This window comes from Micrococcus sp. EYE_212, assembly GCF_023147585.1.
In the GTDB taxonomy this organism is placed as follows: domain Bacteria; phylum Actinomycetota; class Actinomycetes; order Actinomycetales; family Micrococcaceae; genus Micrococcus.
Genome location: NZ_JAHXOZ010000019.1, coordinates 1 through 20065 on the forward strand (window position 1 = coordinate 1; position 20065 = coordinate 20065).

At 76.1% G+C, this 20065-nt stretch carries 16 protein-coding genes; 12 read left to right on the plus strand and 4 right to left on the minus strand.

What is annotated here, in order from left to right; translation table 11 throughout:
- Positions 1 to 303: 303 nt before the first annotated feature.
- Positions 304 to 1734, minus strand: a complete 1431-nt coding sequence (locus KZX60_RS10720) for a dicarboxylate/amino acid:cation symporter (RefSeq protein WP_248118268.1) — start codon at positions 1732 to 1734, stop codon at positions 304 to 306.
- A gap of 276 nt (positions 1735 to 2010) precedes the next feature.
- Here KZX60_RS10720 and guaB point away from each other — a divergent pair, with 276 nt between their 5' ends.
- The 7 genes from guaB to KZX60_RS10755 all read left to right on the plus strand — a co-directional run bounded on the left by guaB (position 2011) and on the right by KZX60_RS10755 (position 12121).
- Entirely contained in the window at positions 2011 to 3555 is a 1545-nt protein-coding gene (guaB, locus tag KZX60_RS10725) for an IMP dehydrogenase (protein WP_319074112.1), read from the plus strand.
- A 51-nt stretch (positions 3556 to 3606) separates the two neighbouring features.
- The gene (locus KZX60_RS10730) at positions 3607 to 4743 is read left to right on the plus strand and encodes a GuaB3 family IMP dehydrogenase-related protein (RefSeq protein ID WP_248118270.1); all 1137 of its coding nucleotides are present in this window, start codon (positions 3607 to 3609) and stop codon (positions 4741 to 4743) included.
- Positions 4744 to 4843: 100 nt separating this feature from the next.
- A complete protein-coding gene (locus tag KZX60_RS10735) occupies positions 4844 to 5767 on the plus strand; it encodes an SURF1 family protein (RefSeq protein WP_248118272.1) in 924 nt (307 codons plus the stop codon).
- Complete coding sequence (locus KZX60_RS10740) at positions 5767 to 6330, plus strand: DUF3817 domain-containing protein (RefSeq protein WP_248118274.1); 564 nt, start codon at positions 5767 to 5769, stop codon at positions 6328 to 6330. Before KZX60_RS10735 ends, KZX60_RS10740 begins: the two co-directional genes overlap by 1 nt.
- A gap of 96 nt (positions 6331 to 6426) precedes the next feature.
- Positions 6427 to 7995: a glutamine-hydrolyzing GMP synthase gene (guaA, locus tag KZX60_RS10745; RefSeq protein ID WP_248118333.1), complete on the plus strand. Its 1569-nt coding sequence runs from the start codon at positions 6427 to 6429 to the stop codon at positions 7993 to 7995.
- A gap of 99 nt (positions 7996 to 8094) precedes the next feature.
- On the plus strand, positions 8095 to 11853 hold the full coding sequence (locus tag KZX60_RS10750) for a DUF4011 domain-containing protein (RefSeq protein ID WP_248118276.1): 3759 nt from the start codon (positions 8095 to 8097) through the stop codon (positions 11851 to 11853).
- Positions 11843 to 12121, plus strand: a complete 279-nt coding sequence (locus KZX60_RS10755; protein WP_248118278.1) for a hypothetical protein — start codon at positions 11843 to 11845, stop codon at positions 12119 to 12121. The genes KZX60_RS10750 and KZX60_RS10755 overlap by 11 nt, the downstream gene beginning before the upstream one ends.
- 45 nt (positions 12122 to 12166) lie before the next feature.
- Here the strand turns inward: KZX60_RS10755 and KZX60_RS10760 are convergent, their stop codons facing one another.
- Positions 12167 to 12478, minus strand: coding sequence for an FmdB family zinc ribbon protein (locus KZX60_RS10760; RefSeq protein WP_248118280.1), 312 nt, complete (start codon positions 12476 to 12478; stop codon positions 12167 to 12169).
- A gap of 58 nt (positions 12479 to 12536) precedes the next feature.
- Positions 12537 to 13229 (minus strand): 5-formyltetrahydrofolate cyclo-ligase, encoded by a 693-nt coding sequence (locus KZX60_RS10765; RefSeq protein ID WP_248118282.1) that lies wholly within the window; start codon positions 13227 to 13229, stop codon positions 12537 to 12539.
- Positions 13230 to 13283: 54 nt separating this feature from the next.
- On the opposite strand from KZX60_RS10765, the gene KZX60_RS10770 reads away from it, so the two are divergent.
- The 3 genes from KZX60_RS10770 to KZX60_RS10780 are packed head-to-tail and all read left to right on the plus strand — an operon-like array spanning position 13284 to position 16225.
- Entirely contained in the window at positions 13284 to 13913 is a 630-nt protein-coding gene (locus tag KZX60_RS10770; RefSeq protein WP_248118284.1) for a GNAT family protein, read from the plus strand.
- 10 nt (positions 13914 to 13923) lie between these two features.
- Positions 13924 to 14898 carry a hypothetical protein gene (locus tag KZX60_RS10775; protein WP_248118286.1) on the plus strand — a complete coding sequence of 325 codons (975 nt, stop codon included), beginning with the start codon at positions 13924 to 13926 and terminating at the stop codon, positions 14896 to 14898.
- Positions 14899 to 14917: 19 nt separating this feature from the next.
- The gene (locus KZX60_RS10780) at positions 14918 to 16225 is read left to right on the plus strand and encodes a phosphotransferase (protein ID WP_248118287.1); all 1308 of its coding nucleotides are present in this window, start codon (positions 14918 to 14920) and stop codon (positions 16223 to 16225) included.
- 49 nt (positions 16226 to 16274) lie between these two features.
- On the opposite strand, the gene KZX60_RS10785 is transcribed toward KZX60_RS10780, so the two are convergent.
- Positions 16275 to 18161 (minus strand): hypothetical protein, encoded by a 1887-nt coding sequence (locus KZX60_RS10785; protein WP_248118290.1) that lies wholly within the window; start codon positions 18159 to 18161, stop codon positions 16275 to 16277.
- Between the two features lie 147 nt (positions 18162 to 18308).
- Here KZX60_RS10785 and KZX60_RS10790 point away from each other — a divergent pair, with 147 nt between their 5' ends.
- Positions 18309 to 18797 carry an NUDIX domain-containing protein gene (locus KZX60_RS10790; protein ID WP_248118292.1) on the plus strand — a complete coding sequence of 163 codons (489 nt, stop codon included), beginning with the start codon at positions 18309 to 18311 and terminating at the stop codon, positions 18795 to 18797.
- Entirely contained in the window at positions 18794 to 20023 is a 1230-nt protein-coding gene (locus KZX60_RS10795) for a glycine betaine ABC transporter substrate-binding protein (protein WP_248118293.1), read from the plus strand. Before KZX60_RS10790 ends, KZX60_RS10795 begins: the two co-directional genes overlap by 4 nt.
- Positions 20024 to 20065: the final 42 nt, after the last annotated feature.

Genomic DNA, 20065 nt, shown 5'->3' on the forward strand with positions numbered 1-20065 from the left:
AAGGGCCCCGGTGAGGGGCTCGCGCCTCTATTAGCGATCCGTGGTCACCAGACCGGTCCTCGGTGACAACACCCCCCGGATCATGCAGTCGACTGGGGGCAACGATCATGCCGAGGACCGGCTGGCCGGCACCTGCTCATCCTGATCGATGGAGGAGCCACGAGAAAGGTAACGGGGTCGCGGGGGAGAGGGCTCGGGACCACCGGGCAGCGCGCCGAGGGAGTCGCCGACGTGGGGACAGGCCAGGGGAGGAGGGGCCATGGCCCCTCCTCCCCTGATCAGCGCGTCGAGCGAGGGGCCGCGTCAGGGACGCGTGTCGACCCCGACCATCTGCGCCTGCGTGTCGGCGCGGTCCTGCGCCCGGGCTTCGACGATCTCGGCGTCGTCGTCGGCCATCACGTCGCCGCGCTCGGCGTCGTAGCGGGCCTGGTCCAGGATGCCCTCCTGCTTGGCCACGAGGGCCGGGATGAGCGCCTGGCCGGAGACGTTCAGGGCGGTGCGCCCCATGTCCACGATCGGGTCGACGGCGAGCAGCAGCGCCATGCCCTCGAGGGGCAGGCCCGCGGTGGAGAGGGTGAGCGTGAGCATCACGGTGGCGCCGGTGGTGCCGGCCGTGGCCGCCGAGCCCAGCACGGAGACGAGCACGATCAGCGCGTACTGGCCGAGGCTCAGGTCGATGCCGTAGAACTGCGCCACGAACACGGCCGCGATGGCGGGGTAGATGGCGGCGCAGCCGTCCATCTTGGTGGTGGCGCCCAGCGGGACGGCGAAGGAGGCGTAGCCGGTGGGCACGCCGAAGTTCCGCTCGGCCACGCGCTGGGTCACGGGCAGGGTGCCCAGCGAGGAGCGGGAGACGAAGCCCAGCTGGAACGCCGGCCACACGCCGGAGAAGAACTGCCGCACGGAGAGGCCGTGCGCTCGGGCCAGCAGCGGGTAGACCACGAGCATGATGAGGGCGAGGCCGATGTAGATGGCGATCACGAACTTCACGAGCGTGCCCATGGTGGACCAGCCGTAGGAGGCCACGGCGGTGCCCAGCAGGCCGATGGTGCCGATCGGTGCGAGGCGGATGATCCACCACAGGACCTTCTGGATGATGGCCAGCATCGAGCGGGAGAACGCGAGGAACGGCTCGGCCTTCTCACCCACCTTGAGGGCGGCGACGCCCACCGCGATCGAGATGACGAGCACCTGGAGCACGTTGAAGGTGGGGGAGGCGACGACGGCGCCGGCATCGCTGGTGGACGCCTTCACGGTGAGGCCGAGGAAGTTGACCGGGACCATGGAGGTCACGAAGTCGAGCCAGCCCACGTCGCGGGCGTTGTACGAGTCCGGGGCGGTCTGCCCGGTGCCGACGCCGGGCTGCAGCATCACGCCCACGGCGAGGCCCACCAGCACGGCGATGAGGCTCGTGATCGCGAACCACAGCAGGGTCTTCGCGGCCAGGCGGGCCGCGTTGGTCACCTGGGCGAGGTTGGCGATGGAGGCGACGACGGCGAAGAAGACCAGCGGGACGACCGCGGCCTTCAGGAGGGTCACGTAGATGCCGCCGATCAGGTCGAGCATCTCTCCGAGCCAGGTCGGGTTCTCCTCGGTGTGGCCCATGCCGCGGGCGAGGAGGCCGAGGACGAGGCCGAGGACGAGGGCGGCCACGATCTGCCAGCCGAAGTTGGTCATCCAGGCGGGGAGCCGGCGACGCGCGGCCGGTGCGGGGGAGGTCTGTGCTGTGCTCACCGGGAGAGGCTAGGAGGGTGCCTAGCACGACGACGAAACGGGTTGCGTTCTGTGACTCGGGCGTGACGCCGGTCTCGCCGCCGGCCCGTGCGCGAATCATGGCGGACCTCACGGGACCGCCCCGACCGTCACATCATCGGGGAGCTCCCATGCCGACCTCCATCTCCGGTCCTCCACCCGGACCCGCCCGACCCTGTGACCGCCGACGCACCCATCCCCGGCGCACCACCCCGTGGGCATAGAATCGCGGAAACCCCCGTCTCGGAAGGCCCCTTCGTGACCACCACCAGCACCGGCCCGTCCTCGGACCCCGTCCACTCCGCCGCCGATCCGTTCGGATTCTTCGGCCTGACGTACGACGACGTCCTCCTCCTGCCCAGCCACACGGACGTCATCCCGGCGGACGCGGACACCGGGACGCAGGTGACCAAGCGGATCCGCCTGAACATCCCCGTCATCTCGGCCGCCATGGACACGGTGACCGAGGCGCCGCTGGCCATCGCGATGGCGCGCCAGGGCGGCATGGGCATCATCCACCGCAACCTCTCCATCGAGGACCAGGCCTCGCACGTGGACACGGTGAAGCGCTCCGAGTCCGGCATGATCACGGACCCCGTCACCGTCGGCCCGGACGCCACCCTCGAGGAGCTCGACGAGCTGTGCGCGCAGTACCGCGTCTCCGGCCTGCCCGTGGTGGACACGGACGGCGTCCTGGTCGGCATCATCACCAACCGCGACGTCCGCTTCGTGGACCACGAGGACTTCGCCACCCGCACGGTGCGCTCGGCCATGACGCCGATGCCGCTCATCACGGGCCCCGTGGGCATCTCCCGCGAGGAGACGGTCGCGCTCTTCTCCCGCCACCGCATCGAGAAGCTCCCCCTCGTGGACGATCAGAACCGGCTGCAGGGCCTGATCACCGTCAAGGACTTCGACAAGGCGGAGAAGTACCCGGACGCCGCGAAGGACGAGGAGGGCCGCCTGCGCGTGGGCGGCGCCGTCGGCTTCTTCGGCGACGGCTGGGAGCGGGCCATGGCGCTCGTCGAGGCGGGCGTGGACGCCCTCGTGGTGGACACCGCCAACGGCCACACCCACGGCGTGCTGGACATGATCGCCCGCCTGAAGAAGGAGAAGGCCGCGGCGCACGTGGACATCATCGGCGGCCAGGCCGCCACGTACGCGGGCGCCAAGGCGATCGTCGACGCCGGCGCGGACGCCGTGAAGGTCGGCGTCGGCCCGGGCTCCATCTGCACCACGCGCGTGGTGGCCGGCGTCGGTGTCCCCCAGATCACCGCGATCTACGAGGCGGCCAAGGCCACGCGCCCCGCGGGCGTGCCGCTGATCGCCGACGGCGGCCTGCAGCACTCCGGCGACATCGGCAAGGCACTCGTGGCCGGCGCCGACTCCGTGATGCTCGGCTCCCTGCTGGCCGGCACCGCCGAGTCCCCGGGCGACCTGGTGTTCTACCAGGGCAAGCAGTTCAAGGCCTACCGCGGCATGGGCTCCCTGGGCGCCATGCAGACCCGCAACGGCAAGCGCTCCTACTCCAAGGACCGCTACTTCCAGGCGGACGTGCCGGCCGAGGACAAGCTGATCCCCGAGGGCATCGAGGGCCAGGTGCCCTACCGCGGCCACGTCGCCAACGTCGTGCACCAGCTCGTGGGCGGCCTGCGCCAGACCATGTTCTACACGGGCGCGCCCACCATCGCGGACCTCAAGGAGAACGGACGCTTCGTGCGCATCACCTCCGCGGGCCTCAAGGAGTCCCATCCGCACGACATCATGATGACCGTGGAGGCGCCGAACTACAGCTCCCGCTGAGCCCGGCGCCCTCCCCGGTGGCGCCCAGGATCCCTGGGATAGGCTGGGGAGGTGACGAATCAGATTGAGATCGGCCGTGGAAAGCGCGGCCGCCGCGCCTTCTCCCTCGACGACGTCTCCGTGGTGCCGGCCCGCCGGACCCGGGACCCGCGGGATGTGAACCTGTCCTGGCGGATCGACGCCTACACGTTCGACATGCCCGTGATCGGCGCCCCCATGGACTCCGTGATGAGCCCGGACACGGCCATCGCGCTGGGCCGCCTGGGCGGCCTCGGCGTGCTGAATCTCGAGGGCCTGTGGACCCGGCACGAGGATCCCGCGCCGCTGCTGGAGGAGATCGCCGCGCTCGAGGCGGCCCCCGGCAGCCCCGAGGTCACCCGCCGCCTCCAGGAGATCTACGACGCGCCGATCCAGGCGGAGCTGATCACGGAGCGCCTCGCGCAGATCCGCGAGGCCGGCGTCGTGGTGGCCGGCTCCCTCACTCCGCAGAACACGCAGCAGTTCTACAAGACCGTGCTCGCCGCGGGCGTGGACCTCTTCGTCATCCGCGGCACCACCGTCTCCGCCGAGCACGTGTCCTCCACGCACGAGCCGCTGGACCTCAAGCAGTTCATCTACGAGCTCGACGTCCCCGTGATCGTGGGCGGCGCCGCGGGCTACACCCCGGCGCTGCACCTCATGCGCACCGGCGCGGCCGGCGTGCTCGTGGGCTTCGGCGGCGGCGCCTCGACGACGACGCGCCGCGCCCTCGGCATCCGCGTCCCCATGGCCACGGCCATCTCGGACATCGCCGAGGCCCGGCGCGACTACATGGACGAGTCCGGCGGCCGCTACGTGCAAGTGATCGCCGACGGCGGCCTGGGCACGTCCGGCCAGATCGTCAAGGCCCTCGCGATGGGCGCCGACGCCGTCATGCTCGGCACCGCGCTCGCCCGCGCCGCCGAGGCGCCCGGAGCCGGCTGGCACTGGGGCCTCGAGGCCGCCCACCCGGACCTGCCGCGCGGCCACCGCACGCACGTCGGCACCGTCGCCCCGCTCGAGGAGCTCCTGTGGGGCCCCGGCCACCAGACGGACGGCACCTCCAACCTCATGGGCGCGCTCAAGCGCGCGATGGCGACGACGGGCTACACCGAGCTCAAGGACTTCCAGAAGGTGGAGGTCATCGTCGCGCCCACGCGCGTGATGTGACCACCGGCGCCGGGGCGGGCCACCGCCGGCCCCGGCCGACCGCCCCTCGGCCCGCCGTCGCTGCGGCCCGCCCGTCCCGTTCCGGAAGAAGTGATCTCGGGTGCTCCGTACCGCCCTGAAGCCCGTGTGGCTGGCCACACTCGCGCTGGCCCTCGTGGCGGCCGGCCTGTTCGTGGCCCTCTCGCGCTGGCAGTTCCAGTCCGCGGAGACGGCGGCCCCACCGCCCCGCACGCAGACGGAGAACGCCGTCCCGTTCACGGACCACGTCCGCCCCTCCGAGCCGCTCCTGGCCTCGCAGGCGGACCAGGTCGTCACCGCGTCCGGGGCGTTCCTCCCGGGCACGGACGCACTCATCGCCCGGCGCCTGCACGAGGGGCGGCAGGGCTTCTGGACCGTGACGGCCTTCCGGGTGGCCGGCGCCCCGGACGGCGAGGTCGTCCCCGTCGTGCGGGGCTGGTCGGAGGACGCCGCCCTCGTGGACCCGGCGCCCACGGGCGAGGTGACCCTGACCGGGCGCCTCCTGCCCCCGGACGGCCCCCTGCCCCGTTCCACGGAGCCCGCGGAGACCTCCGGGCGCCCCGTGTACACCACGCTCGCCCCCGGCCAGCTGGTCAACGTCTGGGACGAGCCCTCCTACGCCGCCTACGTGGCCGCGTTCGCGGTGACGGACGCGGTGGGCGCGGACGTCTCGGCGGGGGCCGCCCCGGGAGGCCTCGAGCCCGTGTGGGTGCCGCCGCAGCCGGAGGAGACGCAGGTCGTCTGGCTGAACGTGTTCTACGCGATCGAGTGGATCCTCTTCGCGGGCTTCGCCCTCTTCCTGTGGTGGCGGTTCGTGCGCGACGACCACGAGCGCGAGCTGCAGGAGGCCCGCCTGGACGAGGAGTGGGCCGCCCAGTGGCGGGCCGAGGAGCTCGCCCGGCGCCGGGCCGCGGCGCGCGAGGCCAAGGAGCGGGCGCTCGCGGCGCAGGCCGCGCGCACCCCGCACGACGACGGACCCGCGGGTCCCCCGAAGGAGCAGACATGATGAGCCATCCCGACCCCCAGTCCCGACCGGACGCGCACGCCGCGGTGGACCCGACGAGCCTGCCGGACCCCGAGGACATCACCGAGGCCGACCTCCCCGAGCCGCCGCCGCGCCCGGGCCGGGAGAGCCGCCGGTTCGCCGGCACGCAGCAGCAGATCCGCTCGGCCACCCGGTTCTACGTGGTGTGCGCGTGGATCACGGGCGTCATGCTCCTGCTGCTCGTGGCGGAGATGGTGTTCAAGTACGGCCTCCACCAGGAGCTGTTCGCGGGCGGCACCACGGTGGACGGCGAGCCCAACGTGCTGGGCCTGCATCCGGAGGACTCGGTGACCGGGGGAGTGAACCTCTCCCTCCTCATCCTCATCGCCCACGGCTGGATGTACGTGGTCTACCTCCTCGCGTGCTTCCGCCTGTGGTCCCTCATGCGCTGGGAGCCGGTGCGCCTGCTGGCGATGGCGGGCGGTGGCGTCGTGCCCTTCCTCTCCTTCATCGTGGAGAAGCGCATGACCCGCGTGGTGCGCGACGAGGTCCACCGGTACCCGTCCGCCGCTCGCCGCTACTGAGGCGCGGGCGCGGCGCCCCGGGACGCCTGGACTATCCTTGGTCGGGTGACGCAGAACCCCCCCACCCCCGAGAAGCCCGCCCCGCTGAGCGACGTGATGCCCACCGTCCTGGTGATGGACTTCGGTGCGCAGTACGCCCAGCTCATCGCCCGTCGCGTGCGTGAGGCCAACGTGTACTCCGAGGTGGTGCCGGCGTCCACGCCCGCCGCCGAGGTGCTCGCCCGTGAGCCCGCGGCGCTGATCCTCTCGGGCGGCCCCTCGTCCGTGTACGAGCCCGGCGCCCCCCGGCTCGACCCCGCGCTGCTCGAGGCCGGCGTGCCCGTGCTGGGCCTCTGCTACGGCTTCCAGTCCATCGCCCACGCGCTCGGCGGCGAGGTCGCCCGCACCGGGACCCGCGAGTACGGCTCCACGCGCCTCACCGAGGTGGATCCCGAGTCGGTGCTCTTCGCGGGCCAGGACGAGGAGCAGGTCGTGTGGATGTCCCACGGGGACGCCGTGACGGCGGCGCCCGAGGGCTTCGCGGTCACCGCCACCACCGTCGGCGCCCCCGTGGCCGCGTTCGAGGACCGCGAGCGGCGCATCTACGGCGTGCAGTGGCACCCCGAGGTGGGCCACTCCTCCCGCGGCCAGGAGGTGCTCGAGCACTTCCTGCACGACGGCGCCGGGCTCGCCTCCGACTGGACGGCCAGCAACGTGATCGAGGAGCAGGTCGAGCGCATCCGCGAGCAGATCGGCGACGCCCGCGCGATCTGCGGGCTCTCCGGAGGCGTGGACTCCGCCGTGGCCGCGGCCCTCGTGCAGCGCGCCATCGGCGACCGCCTGACCTGCGTGTACGTGGACCACGGCCTCATGCGCGAGGGCGAGTCCGCCGAGATCGAGAAGGCCTTCGGCGAGGCCCACGGCGGCGCGAAGCTCGTCATGGTGGACGCCCGCGAGGACTTCCTGGCCGCCCTGGCCGGCGTGACCGACCCCGAGCAGAAGCGCAAGACCATCGGCGAGCGCTTCATCCGCACGTTCGAGAAGGCCCAGGCGGACATCGTGCTCGAGTCCGCGCACGACCCGAACGCCCCCGAGGTCCGCTTCCTCGTCCAGGGCACGCTCTACCCGGACGTCGTGGAGTCCGGCGGCGGCGACGGCGCCGCCAACATCAAGTCCCACCACAACGTGGGCGGCCTGCCGGAGGACATCGAGTTCGAGCTGTGCGAGCCGCTGCGCGAGCTGTTCAAGGACGAGGTGCGCGCCGTGGGCGCCGAGCTCGGCCTGCCCGAGGGGATCGTGCACCGCCAGCCGTTCCCCGGCCCCGGCCTGGGCATCCGCATCATCGGCGAGGTCACGCAGGAGCGCCTGGACCTGCTGCGCCGCGCGGACGCCATCGTGCGCGCCGAGCTGACCGCGGCCGGCCTGGACCGGCAGATCTGGCAGTGCCCCGTGGTGCTGCTCGCGGACGTGCGCTCCGTGGGCGTGCAGGGCGACGGCCGCACCTACGGCCACCCCGTGGTGCTGCGCCCCGTCACCTCCGAGGACGCCATGACGGCGGACTGGGCCCGCATCCCGGAGGACGTGCTCTCCCGGATCTCCAACCGCATCACCAACGAGGTGGACGGCATCAACCGCGTGGTCCTGGACGTCACGTCCAAGCCCCCGGGCACCATCGAGTGGGAGTGAGCGGCGCCCTGCGCGCCGCGTGAGGGCCGCCCCGATCCGGGGCGGCATCAGGCTCGAATCCCGCCCGCCCGGGGCGGGCAGAGGAAGGACCGCACCGAAGTGACCGAGCAGGAGTTCCCCCGCCTGGCCCGCGCCCGCGCGGCCGCCCGCCCCGACGAGGGCGCCGCCCGTCCCGACCCGGCCACGTGGGTGGCCTCGCTCGGCTCGGGGGCGGAGAACGACACCATGCTGCGCTTCGCGCCCTCGGCGGCCAACAGCATCGACGTGACGGACGCCAACTCCTCCGGCGTCTCGCAGCTGCTGCTGGGGCGCCGCACGCGCCTGTCCACGCTGCTGCCGGCCGGCCCCGTGCTCGAGTCCGCCCACCAGGTCTCCCTCGGCCTGCGCGCCAAGGTGCGCGAGCTCTCGGAGGAGCGCGGCATCGACGTCGCGGCCCTCGCCGTGGGCGTGGCCACGTGGACAGCGCAGGAGGACGGCCGCCGGGAGCGCCGCTCCGCCCCCGTCCTGCTGGCCCGCGTGGCGCTCACCGTGCGCCGCGGCGCGCAGGACCGGGACGAGCTCGAGGTGCAGATCACCGAGCCGGCGCGGCTCAACCCCGCCCTGGTCCGCAACCTCCGCCGGCACCACGGGATCCGCCTGGACCCGGAGGCGTACCAGCACGCCGCCTACGCCACCGCGCGCATGGAGCCGGGCCCCGCCCTGGCGCTGCTGCGGGAGCAGGCCGGGTCCCTGGACGGCCTGCAGGTCTCGGAGCGCATGCTGCTCTCCACGTTCGCGGACCTCGGGGAGACGGCGAGCCTGCCGGACTCCCTCGAGCACCTGCCCGTGGTCCAGGCCCTCTACGACGCCGGCACCGGCATGGTGCCCCGTCCCGCCGAGCTCGGGCCCGTGGACGAACCGGACGGGGACGACCGCGCGCCGCAGGACGAGCGGCTCGTGCTCGACCTCGACCCCTCCCAGCAGGCGGTGCTGGACCACGCCTCCGCGGGCCGCTCGCTCGTGGTGCACGCCGCGCCCGGCACGGGCCAGACGCAGACCGCCGTCGCGCTGGCCGCCCGCCTGGCCTGGGAGGGCCGGCGCGTGCTGGTGGTGGCTGAGCGCTCCGCGGCCCTGGCCGACGTGCACGACCGCCTCGAGGAGGCCGGCCTGCGGGCCGCGGCCCTCGACGTGCCCGCCAACGCGGACCCGGAGTGGCTGCGGCGTCAGCTCGTGGCCGCCGTGCTGCGGACGGAACGCGCCGAGCAGCCGGACCGACGCCGCGCCGACGCCGAGCTCGTGGAGCGGCGCCGTCGCCTGCGCGAGCACGTGGGCTCGCTGCACCACGTGCGCCCCCGGTGGGGCTGCTCGCCGTTCCAGGCCATGCAGGCGCTCGCGGCCCTGACCGGCCTCGAGACCCCGCCCGCCACCACCGTGCGCCTGAAGCGCTCCGTGCTGGACTCCACCGTGAACCGCCACGCCGTGGCCGAGCAGCTCGAGCGGGCCGGCGAGCTGGGCGCGTTCTCGCCCCAGGCCACGCAGAGCCGCTGGTTCGGCGCGCGCGTGCGCAACGTGCAGGAGACCGAATCCGCCGCCGAGCTCGTGCAGGAGCTCGCGGCCACGCTCCACACCACGCGTCGCGCGGTGGACACCGCCGCGGCGCAGGCCGGGCTGCGCCCCGCGCGCACCGTGGCCGGCTGGCGTGAGCAGGTGGACCTGTACGAGCGGGTCGCCCGCTGCCTCGAGACCTTCACCCCCGAGGTGTTCGCGCAGGACCTCTCTCAGCTCGTGGCGGCCACCGCCTCCAGCGGGTGGCGTCGCCAGAACATGGTGGAGATGTCCTCCGTCGCCCGCTCCCGCGTGCGCCGCCAGGCCAAGGACGTGGTGCGTCCCGGCGTCCAGCCGCACGACCTGCACGCGGCGCTGCTGGAGGCGGAGGCCGTCGTCGAGGACTGGCGCCGCCATGCCGCCGAGCCCGGCTCCGTGCCGATGGTCCCGGACCAGGCCGCCCGCGGACTGGGCGCCGTGGCCGGCGTCGAGGACCGCCTCGAGCGGCTCACGGCCGTGCTGGCGCCGGAGGCCACCGCCGAGACCGCGCTCGCGGAGCGGGACGCCGACGACCTCGCCGCCGCGGTGGACGGCCTCGTGGCCGACCGCGAGACCCTCTCCTCCCTGCCCGAGCGCACGCTCGTGCTCGACCAGCTGCGCGACCACGGCCTCTCCGAGCTCCTCGCGGACCTCCACGACCGGGAGGTGCCGCCCGAACGGCTCAGCGCCGAGCTCGAGCTGGCCTGGTGGCAGTCCGCGCTCGAGGCCATGATCTCCGGCGACGACTTCCTGGCCATGATGAGCGGCACCGACCTGACCGAGGTCGAGCGCGGCTTCCGCGCGGCGGACCGGGACCTGCTGGCCTCCGGTGCCGACCGGCTCTCCGCCGCGCTGTCCGAGCGCTGGCGCGCCGCGCTGGGCACCTACCGCGCCGACGCCGCCGTGCTGCGGAACCTCCTCAAGCAGGGCCGCCCGAGCGTGGAGTCGCTCGCCACGCTCACACCGGAGGTCCTGCAGCCCCTCGTGCCGATCATGACCACCTCGCCCATGGCGCTCGCGGAGTTCCCCGCCGACTGGTCCGCCGACGTCGTGGTGCTGCTGGACGCGGACGCCACCGCGCTGGCCACCGTGATGGGCGCGCTCGTGCGCGCCCCCCAGGTGGTCTCGTTCGGCGACCCCGTGATCGGCCGGCCGCAGTCCTTCCAGGTGTCCGTGGACCCCACGGCCACCGCCGGCCCGCTGCGTCCGCTGCGCTCCGCGCACGAGGCGCTCGCCGAGGTGCTGCCCGTGCTGCCGCTGCGCACGGTGCACCGCGGGATGGAGCGGCGCCTCGTCCGCCTGATCTCCACGCTGGCCTACGACGGCGAGCTCGAGGCCGTGCCCACGGCCGGCGAGCTGACGGGGCACGGCCGCACCGTGACCGCCGAGTACGTGGCCGAGGGCACCGGCATCCCCATGACGGGGGGAGACGTGGTGGAGTCCACCGACGCCGAGGTGGCCCGCACCGTCCAGCGCGTGTTCGAGCACATCCGGGACCACGCCGACGAGTCGCTCGCCGTGGTCACCGTGTCCGAGCAGCACGCCCGCCGCGTGGCTGCCGCCGTGCAGGCCACCGCCGCGCGCGCGCCGTGGGCGCGGGACTTCCTGGCCCGCGGGCGGGGCGAGGACGAGTCGACCCGCGAGCCCTTCGTGATCGTCCCGGTCACGCGGGCCGCCTCCGTGGTGCGCGACGCCGTGATCCTCACCCCGGGCTACGGCCGCACCCCCCACGGCCGCGTGGTGCACCACTTCGGGGCCGTCTCGGAGCCGGACGGCGAGCGCATGATGGCGATCGCGGTGAGCCGGGCGCGCCGGCGCCTGCACCTGGTCTCCGCGGTGCGCGCCTCGGACCTCGAGGCGGAGCGACTGGACGGCGGCGCCCGCTGGTTCCTCACGCTGCTGGAGGCCTACCTCGGCTCGGGGGAGGAGCCCACGGGCGGCCAGGTGGACGATCCGCTCATGGCGGACCTGTGCGACCGCCTCGCGGAGCACGGCGCGCAGGTGCGCCCGCGGCTCGGCGGCGTCATGGACCTCGCGGCCGCCGGGCGGGGCGGGGCCGTGCGGCCGCTGGCCCTCGTGAGCGACGGCGGCCTGACGTACCGCTCGATGACCGTGCGCGAGCGCTCGCGGCGCCTGCCGGAGCAGCTCGAGGCGCGCGGCTGGGACACGGACACCCTCTGGGCGATCGACGTGTTCGCCGATCCCGAGTCCCTCGCGGACCGGCTGGCCGAGCGGCTCGGCCTGGACGAGCCGGTGGAGGAGTCGGAGGACGAGACCGACGCCGATGAGCGCTGAGCCGGGGCCCCCAGCCCACGGGCGTGCGGCGCGGGGGAGCGGTCCTCGGCGCGGCCGGTCCCGGCGCGCGGACGCCCCGGGCACGGGGCCGACGGCCGCCGACGGCCCGGAGCCGCGCGTCGCGGGGCTCGACGGGGCCGGTGCCCGCGCGCCCCGCTCCTCGCCCCGCCCCGGTGCCGCCGGTCAGGCGCCCGCGGGGCAGCCCGTGGCGGCGATGGACGAGCACGATCGCTGGCTGCTCGCGCAGCGCCCGCCGCACTGGGGCTGACGACGCCCCCGCCCCCGGGGTCAGGGACCACGGGGGCGGCGGAGGTCAGTCGGCCTTGGACGCCGAGGTCGGGGTGCCGGAGGACGAGCCGCCGTCGCCCGCGCCGGAGCCGGACGTGCCGGAGGAGGCCGTGCCGCCCGTCGACCCCTCGGAGCCGCTCGCCGGGACGCCGGCCGATCCGCCGCGCGAGTCGGTGCGGTAGAAGCCGGACCCCTTGAAGCTCACGCCCACGGAGCCGTACTGCTTGCGCAGGGTGCCGCCGCACTCGGGGCACTCGGTGAGGGCGTCGTCCGTGAAGGACTGGACGGCGTCGAAGGCGTGGCCGCAGTCCTTGCAGCGGTAGGCGTACGTGGGCATGGGTCCCCTCGGGTCGGGCGCGCCGTGGCGCGGGGCGGATGGTCCGGGCCCTGCGATGCTACTCCGCCGCGCCCCGCGGACCCGCCGGTCCGAGCCACCGCAGCCCGGCCGCCGTGACCACCCCGTCCACGGGCCGGTCCGTGGGCTCGGCGGGCACCTCTGTGGCCGGGAGCACCTCGTGGGCGAACAGCAGGGCCACGGTGGGCACGGCGGCCGGCAGATCCGCGAGGAAGCGGTCGTAGTACCCGCCGCCCTGGCCCAGGCGCATGCCGTCCTCGCCCACCGCGAGCCCCGGCAGCACCACCGCCGTGGCGTCGGCGAGGGCGTCCGCGCGGAGTCGCGGCCCGATCGGCTCGTCGATCGGGGCCGCCGTCGCCCGGGCCATGCCCACCCCGGGGTGCCACGCGGCCCAGCTCAGCCGCCGCCCCGGCTCGATCACGGGCACCAGGATGCGCGCCCCGGCGGCGTGGAGGCGCTCGCGCAGCGGGCCGGTGTCCGGCTCCGTGGGCATCGGCAGCACCGTGGCGACGACGGGCGTGGCGCCCCGCCCGCGCGTCGCCGCGACGCGCGGACCGAGCCACTCCCACAGGTGCGCGGCCGCCGCCTCGGCCTCGGCGGCGCGGCGCGCCGGATCCAGGGCCCGGCGTGCGGCGCGCACGCGGGCGCGCAGGGCGGCCTTCGCCAGGGCCGTCGCGCCGGACTCGTCGAGCGTCGACGCGGGGGAGGGCAGGGGTGCGTCGGGGGAGGCCATGGAGCCATTGTGCCCGCGCCCTGGGACTCCGGCCCACGTCCTAGGATCGAGGGCATGTCGAGCTCGTCCTGGCCCGTGGCGCTGCGCCACGACTCCCTCACCCTGCGCCCGCTGCGTCGGCGCGACGAGCGGGCGTGGCGGGAGCAGCGGACCGCCAACGAGCAGTGGCTGACGCCGTGGGACGCCACGAGCCCCGAGCCCGGCGCCGGCCCGGCCACGTTCGGGCAGATGGTCCGCTGGCACGGCCGCCATGCCCGCGCGGGCACCTCCTTCACGTGGGGCGTGGCCCTCGACGACGACGCCCCGGGGCGGGACCGCCTGATCGGGCTGCTGAGCCTCAGCGGGGTGCAGTACGGCTCCGTGCTCTCGGGCGCGATCGGCTACTGGATCGACCAGCGCCACGCGGGGCGGGGGCTCACGCCGACCGCCGTGGCGATGGCCGCGGACTGGGCCTTCTTCACCCTCGGGCTGCACCGCGTGGAGGTCAACATCCGTCCCGAGAACGCGGCGAGCCTGCGCGTGGTGGAGAAGCTCGGACTGCGGGAGGAGGGCCTGCGCCGGAGCTACCTGCACGTGGACGGCGACTGGCGCGACCACCGCAGCTTCGCGGTCACCGTGGACGAGGTGCCGCAGGGCCTCCTCGCGCGCTGGCTCGACGCGCGGCGTGCCCCTGCCGGCCGGTAGGCTGGCCCGCATGGACGAGTGGAACACCCTGGTGGCGGAGCTCGACTCCGCCCTCGGCGTGTTCGCGGGCCTCAAGGTCAGCGCCTCCGTGGTCATGCTGGTCCTCGTGGCGGTCGGGGTGGGGCGGCTCGTGCACCGCCGCCGAGCCCGCGCCGCCGCCGCCCGCCCGTACCGCTGGAGGACCTTCATGACGACCCGTGTGCAGAGCTCTCCGGCGGCCCGCGCCCTGGCCCGGCGGCTCTCCGCCGCCCGCCGCGCGGCCGCGCAGTTCTCCTCCGCCCGCCTCGCCGAGGTCTCGCCCGAGCTCTCGCGCCTCCACGTGCGCCGGGACCGTGCCGCCGTCGCCATGGTGGGAGCCCTGGCCCTCGTGGTCTTCCTCGTCACCGGCATGGGCGCGCTCTTCGGGGCCTCCAGCGCGGCCGCCGCCGGGTGGTCCCTGCTGATCGCCGCGGCCTCGCTGGGCGGCCTCCGGGCCCTCGCCCTGCGCGATCGCGCCGCGGATCGTCCCGCCGCCCCCGCCGACGACGCCCTCACCGGCGCCGCACCGGCCGAGGACGCGGACGCCACGGCTCCGCACGCCGATCCCGCGCGCGACCGCCGCACGCTCGAGACCGTCCTCGCCTTCGGCGCCCCCGCCGCCGCACCGGCCGCAGAGGAGACCGGGACGGCCGGCGTCGTCGGCGGCCGGGAAGCTGAGGCCCGCGCGGTGCCGGAGGCGCCGCGGAGCGCCGCGCCCGCCGTCCCGTCCGGCCACGGCTCCGTGGTCATCCCCGCCGTGCCGCGCCCCACCTACCTGGACGCACCGGAGATGGAGCGCCCCGCGCCGGCGCCGCTCGAGGCCGCGCCGGTGCCCGCGACCTCCGGGCGCATCAAGGACTCCCTGAGCCCCGAGACCGCCCGCGCGGAGGACATCAGCCCCACCGCCGAGCGGGACATCGCCGCACTGGACCTGGACAACGTCCTGGCCCGCCGCCGCGCCTCCTGAGCCCTCTCCGGCCCCACGCATGACGGCGGTCCCCCTCGCAGTCCTGGCCGCCCTCGAGGCGTCGGGGCTGCGCCTGCTGCGCGCCGCTCCGCCCCGCCTGCACCTGAGGCTCGGCCGGCGGGTCGCCCATGAGATCGACCTCGTGGTGGTGGCCGGGGCGGTGGGTGCCGGCGAGGCGTTCGCCCGCACCCTCGTGCTCGACGGCCCGCCCGCCGCCGCGGCTGAACACCCCGCCGTCATCTCCGTGGCCGACGACGATCCCGCGAACGACGATCCCGTGGCCGACGATGATCCCGCCGACGGCCCACTCTCCGGGCACCTCCCCGACGGGACCACGTGGTGGTGGCTGCCCCACGACGCCGCCCTGCCGGGCCTGCCCCTCGCCGTCGACCGCGAGCACGTGGGCGGATGGCTCGGCGGACTGGGCGTGCTGCGCTCCCTCGAGCAGGTGGCCTACCGGCCCGGAGAGCGGGCCGTCCTCGCCACCGCATGGGAGCCCCGGGAGGACGAGGCCCGCCCGGACCGCACCGTGTTCCTCAAGGTGCTCCCACCGGAGGCCGTCCACCCGCTGCACCGCCGCCTGCGCGCGGCCCTGGCGGCCGGCGTCCCGGTCCCACCGCTCGTGGCCCCGCCCCACCTCGGCGTCCTCGCGCTCGGCCGGGTCCCCGGCGTCCCGTGGCGCGGACTCCTCACCGGCCCGCGGGCGGACGCGCTGGATCCCCGCGCGGTCGAGGACGTGCTGGACCGCCTCCCCGCCGCGCTGGCCGCCGAGGACCCCGACGACGTCGGCGCCTCCGGCACGGCCGGCCGGGTCCCCGCGCCCGACGCCGCGGCCGCGGGCACCGGGGCATGGCGCGAGCTGCTCGACCACGCGACGTGGGCCGCCGCCGTGCTGGACCCGGCGACGGGCGCGCAGACGGGGCGCGCCGCGGGCGCCGCCCGGACGCTGCTGGACTCCGCCGATCCGGGGCCCGTGGTCCCCGTGCACGGAGACCTGCACCCCGGCAACCTCCTCGTGGGCCCCGCCGGCACGCGCGTGACGGGACTCCTGGACGCCGACACCCTCGGACCCGGCCACCGCGTGGACGACTGGGCCGCCCTGATCGGCCACCTGCGTGCCGCGCGCGCCGACCTCGGCGCGGGCGGGACCGCCCTCGACGGCGTGATCGCACGCTTCACCCGCCGGGCGGGGACGAGCGCGGACCCGGAGGCCCTCGCGGCGCGGACGGCCGCCACCCTGCTCGCGCTCGCGGCCCAGCCCGAGGCACCCCCGGCGGCACGCGAGGCACGTCGGGCGGCGGCGGCGGAGGTGCTGCACGGCCGGTGAGGGCCCTGGTCGGCCCGCGGTGCCCCCGGACAGCCCCCGTTGACCCCGGTCAGTCTCCGCTGACCCCGAGCCGCGCGCGGACGCTCTCGAGGTCGTCGCGCACGCGGGCCGCGCCCGCGTGGTCGCCCAGCGCGTCGAGGCACTGGTGCAGCCCCGTCAGCGCGCCGAGTCGCACGAGGTCCGATCCGGTGGAGTCCCCGACCAGCCGGAACAGGGTGGCGGCCTGCTCGGGGCGCCCGTCCTCGGCCACCACGTACGCGGCGAACAGCTCGGCCTGCGCGGCGCCGTTCGGGTCTCCCGCGGCCGTGAAGCGGTCGGCGGAGGTCAGCGCGGTGGACACGGCCTCCGGCCCGTTCTCCAGGGCCCACAGGGCGCGGGCCCGCGTGTCCAGGAAGTCGGCGGCCTGCCACGGCGCCGGGGCCTGCTCCGCGAGCGCGATCGCCTCGTCCAGCAGGGCCAGCCCCTCCGGGCGGCCGGACTCGCACAGCAGGTACCCCAGCGCGTGGAGCGCGGCGGGCAGCACGTCGCCGTCGTCCTCCTCGCCGGCCTCGTCCGCGGCGCGGCGGGCCGCCGTCGCCGCGCGCTCGAAGAGGTCGAGGGCGAGCGGGCGGGAGGCCGCGTCGCGCTCGCGGTTCACGAGGGCTCCGGCGGCCAGCAGCACGCGCGCGGCGTCCTCGGCCTGCCCGTGGGCCTCGAACAGGTCCGCGGCCTCGCGCCACAGCGGCAGGGCCTCGACGGAGCGGTCCTGGTCGTGGAGGGCGTGGCCGAGGTCCACGAGCGCGCGGGCCTGCTCCACGGCCTGCCCGCCCGCGGCGGCGCGGCGCACGAGCCCCTCGAGCACGGGCTCGGCCTCCTGCGGCCTGCCGGCCAGCACCAGCTGGTGGGCCCACCAGTAGGTCAGGACGGCCGCCTCCGGGGCTTCCGCCTTCTCGGCGTGGACGGCGGCCAGCCGCCACGCGAGGACGGCGGCCTCCTGCCGGTCGCCGTCGTCGGCCGCCCGGGCCACGAGCGCAGCGGCCGAGGCGGCCCCGCGCCGGAGCCCGGCCTCGCCCATGCCCGCGGTCGCGTCGAGCGCGAACCGCAGGGCGTCGTCGGGCCGTCCCTGCTCGTGGGCGGCGATGGCGCGCACCAGCAGCGCGGAGGCCCGGACGGCGCGGGCCGCTGGAAGGGAGAGGACGGTCAGGGCCTCCACCTCCGCCTCCGCGTGCTCGCCCCGCCACAGGTGGAGGCGGGCGAGCACGAGGTGGGCGCTGGCCCACGTGCCGGAGGGGAGCACCGCGCCGGCGGCCCGCAGCTCGCGCAGCAGCGCGATCGCCTCGCGCAGGTGCACCAGCGCCCCGTCCAGGTCGGACTCGTGGATGCGCTGGACGGCCAGGCCGAGGAGTGCCTCCGGGAGCACGGTGTCCGCCGGGTCGCCGCCGGATCCCTGCGCGCGGCGCCGCCGCTCGTCCTCCACGACGCCGGCCAGCACCGCGGCCTCGAACCCGTCCGGCTCGCGCACGAGGGCCGCGCCGAGCTGCGTCTCCAGGGCTGCCTGATGCGGCCGCCCGAGGGCCCGCAGCACGTCGGCCCGCTCCTCCACACGCCGGGCGAGGGCGTCCTCGTCGTCGGCCTGATCGGCGGCGAGCGCGAGCTGGCGCAGCAGGGTCAGGCGCGTGCCGGGCTGATCCCCGCCGGGGGCGAGGAGACCGGACTCCGCGCACCGGACGACGTCGGCCGGCTCCTCCCGGAGGGCGGCCTCGAGGGCGAGGTCGGACCACCCGTGCGCGTCGAGCGCGGCGCCCTGCGGGCCGGTGACGCCGGCCGGGTCGTCGGCGCCGGTCAGGTCGAGGCCGCCGGGTGCGGCCTGGGCCCGGGCGAGCAGCGTGGTGAGGCGGCCGAGGGCGTCGTCGCCGGCGGCGGCAGGGTCCTCGGGGGCGGGAGCCGCGGGGGCCATGGGCGGACTCCTTCCTCGGGCGGCGGGTGGTCCACCCACCCTAGCCAGGGTGCGTGCGGGCCGAGCCCCTGTTCGCGGCGGGCGGTGCTCGTAGACTGGGCCCGCCGGTCCGCCCCACCCCCATCCCCGTCCGGCAGGAGCCCGCCCGTGACCACCCGCCCCGCCGCCCCCGCCGCCGCCGCGCCCGAGCCCGGGCCGTTCCAGACGCGCGCGGGCGCCTACGCCCTGATCGTGTCCGAGGGCCGGATCCTGCTCTCCTCGTGGGAGGGCCCCGGCGAGGTGGTCTGGACGCTGCCCGGCGGCGGGCTGGAGCCGGGGGAGAGCCCCGAGGAGGCCTGCCGCCGCGAGGTGTGGGAGGAGACCGGCCACACGAGCGAGCTCACGGGCCTGCTGGGGGTCACCACGGGCCTCATCCCCGCCGAACGACGCCTGCGGGGCGAGGGCGTCCCTCTCCTCACCGTGCAGATCCTCTACACCGCGCGCCTCACGGGCGGGGTCCTCCGGCCCGAGGTGGGGGGATCCTCCACCGACGCCCGCTGGTTCGACCTGACCGCGCTCGACGAGGTCCGCACCGCCACGTGGGTGGCCCGCGCCCTGGAGCTCGCCGCGCAGCGCTCCGTCGGGGACGCCGCGTGAACGGCCGCCGCGTGAAGGACCGCCGCCCGGCGCGCCGCGCGCTCGTCCCCGCCGTCGCCCTCGGCCTGGCCGTGGCCCTCGGTGCGTGCTCGCCCGCCGGCCCTCCGGAGCCGTCGTCCGGCCCCACGGGGGCGCCCGTCACGGTGACCCACTCGAACGCCCCGCTCCAGACGGCCGTGGCCGCCGTCGTGGAGCGCAACCTGCGCCGCCGCGGCCACGCCGTCGCCCCCCAGCCCGCGGGTGCGCCCGCCCCGGCCCAGCCCTGGGACGCCGCGGGCGGCCGCACCGTGGCCGTCGTGGACACGCTCACCCTCGTCCTGACGGAGGACCCCGCCTCCCTGCTGCCCTCGGTGCCCGAGCCGAGTCCGCGCCCGACGACGGCCCCCACGGCGGCGGGCGCGGCGTCCACGAGCCTGCCCCCGCTCGACCCGGCGGCCCCGCCCCGCGTGCCCGCCGACCCCACGGCCGCGGCCTCGCCCACGCCCCTGCCGCGCGGGGAGTCGGCCCCGGACGCGGCCGCCACGCGGGGCATCGTCGAGGAGCTGCTGGCCGCCGGCGGCGCCGTGTCCTCCGGCGTCACGCCCGCCAGCGGCTCCTCCACCGCGGCAGCGGCCTCGGCCTTCCCGGGGGTGGCGCGCCCCCACGTGCTCTCCGCCTCCCGCGAACCGCTGCGCCTGGCCGCCGTGGTCACGGCCACCACCGCGACGCGGCTCGAGCTCGACTCCCTGGACGACCTCAACGGCCGCTGCGAAGAGCTGCGCGCCGCCACCCCTGCGGTGCTGGGCGGCGCCGAGCCCGGCGTCGCCGCGGTCCTGCTGCGCGAGCGGCTCGACCGCCTCGCCGGCTGCCGGATCGGGGAGTGGCTGCCGCCCGCGCAGGAGGCGATCCCCGCCGTCGTGCAGGACGAGGCCCAGGTCGGCCTGGCCTACCGCTTCGACCCGGAGATCGAGGCGAGCGCGCTCGTGCCCCTGGGGGACGGGGAACGGGTCCTCCCGGAGGGCAGCATCGCGGTGCTGGGAGATCCGGACGCGCTCGACGACGACGCCGAGGCCGCGATCCGCGAGGTCATGGACGGCCTCGACGAGGAGGGGCTGCGCCAGCTGGCCCGCCTCACCACCGGGGACGACGCGCTGAGCCCGGAGGACGCCGCGCAGTACTGGCTCGTGACACGAGGGCTCGAGGAGGCGCCCGAGGACTGGTTCGTCCCGCGGGGCTCCTGGTTCTGACACGGTGTTCCGGCCTGGTCGGCCGAGTGCCATCATGGAGCG

Excerpts from the sequence above, each read along its gene's own strand:
- KZX60_RS10765 (WP_248118282.1), bottom strand. The coding sequence starts at position 13,229 with ATGGCCTCCCCCGACGCACCCCTGCCCTCCCCCGCGTCGACGCTCGAC.
- KZX60_RS10780 (WP_248118287.1), top strand. The coding sequence starts at position 14,918 with ATGACGGCGGTCCCCCTCGCAGTCCTGGCCGCCCTCGAGGCGTCGGGG.
- KZX60_RS10785 (WP_248118290.1), bottom strand. The coding sequence starts at position 18,161 with ATGGCCCCCGCGGCTCCCGCCCCCGAGGACCCTGCCGCCGCCGGCGAC.
- KZX60_RS10755 (WP_248118278.1), top strand. The coding sequence starts at position 11,843 with ATGAGCGCTGAGCCGGGGCCCCCAGCCCACGGGCGTGCGGCGCGGGGG.
- KZX60_RS10770 (WP_248118284.1), top strand. The coding sequence starts at position 13,284 with ATGTCGAGCTCGTCCTGGCCCGTGGCGCTGCGCCACGACTCCCTCACC.
- KZX60_RS10740 (WP_248118274.1), top strand. The coding sequence starts at position 5,767 with ATGAGCCATCCCGACCCCCAGTCCCGACCGGACGCGCACGCCGCGGTG.
- KZX60_RS10760 (WP_248118280.1), bottom strand. The coding sequence starts at position 12,478 with ATGCCCACGTACGCCTACCGCTGCAAGGACTGCGGCCACGCCTTCGAC.
- guaA (WP_248118333.1), top strand. The coding sequence starts at position 6,427 with ATGCCCACCGTCCTGGTGATGGACTTCGGTGCGCAGTACGCCCAGCTC.
- KZX60_RS10775 (WP_248118286.1), top strand. The coding sequence starts at position 13,924 with ATGGACGAGTGGAACACCCTGGTGGCGGAGCTCGACTCCGCCCTCGGC.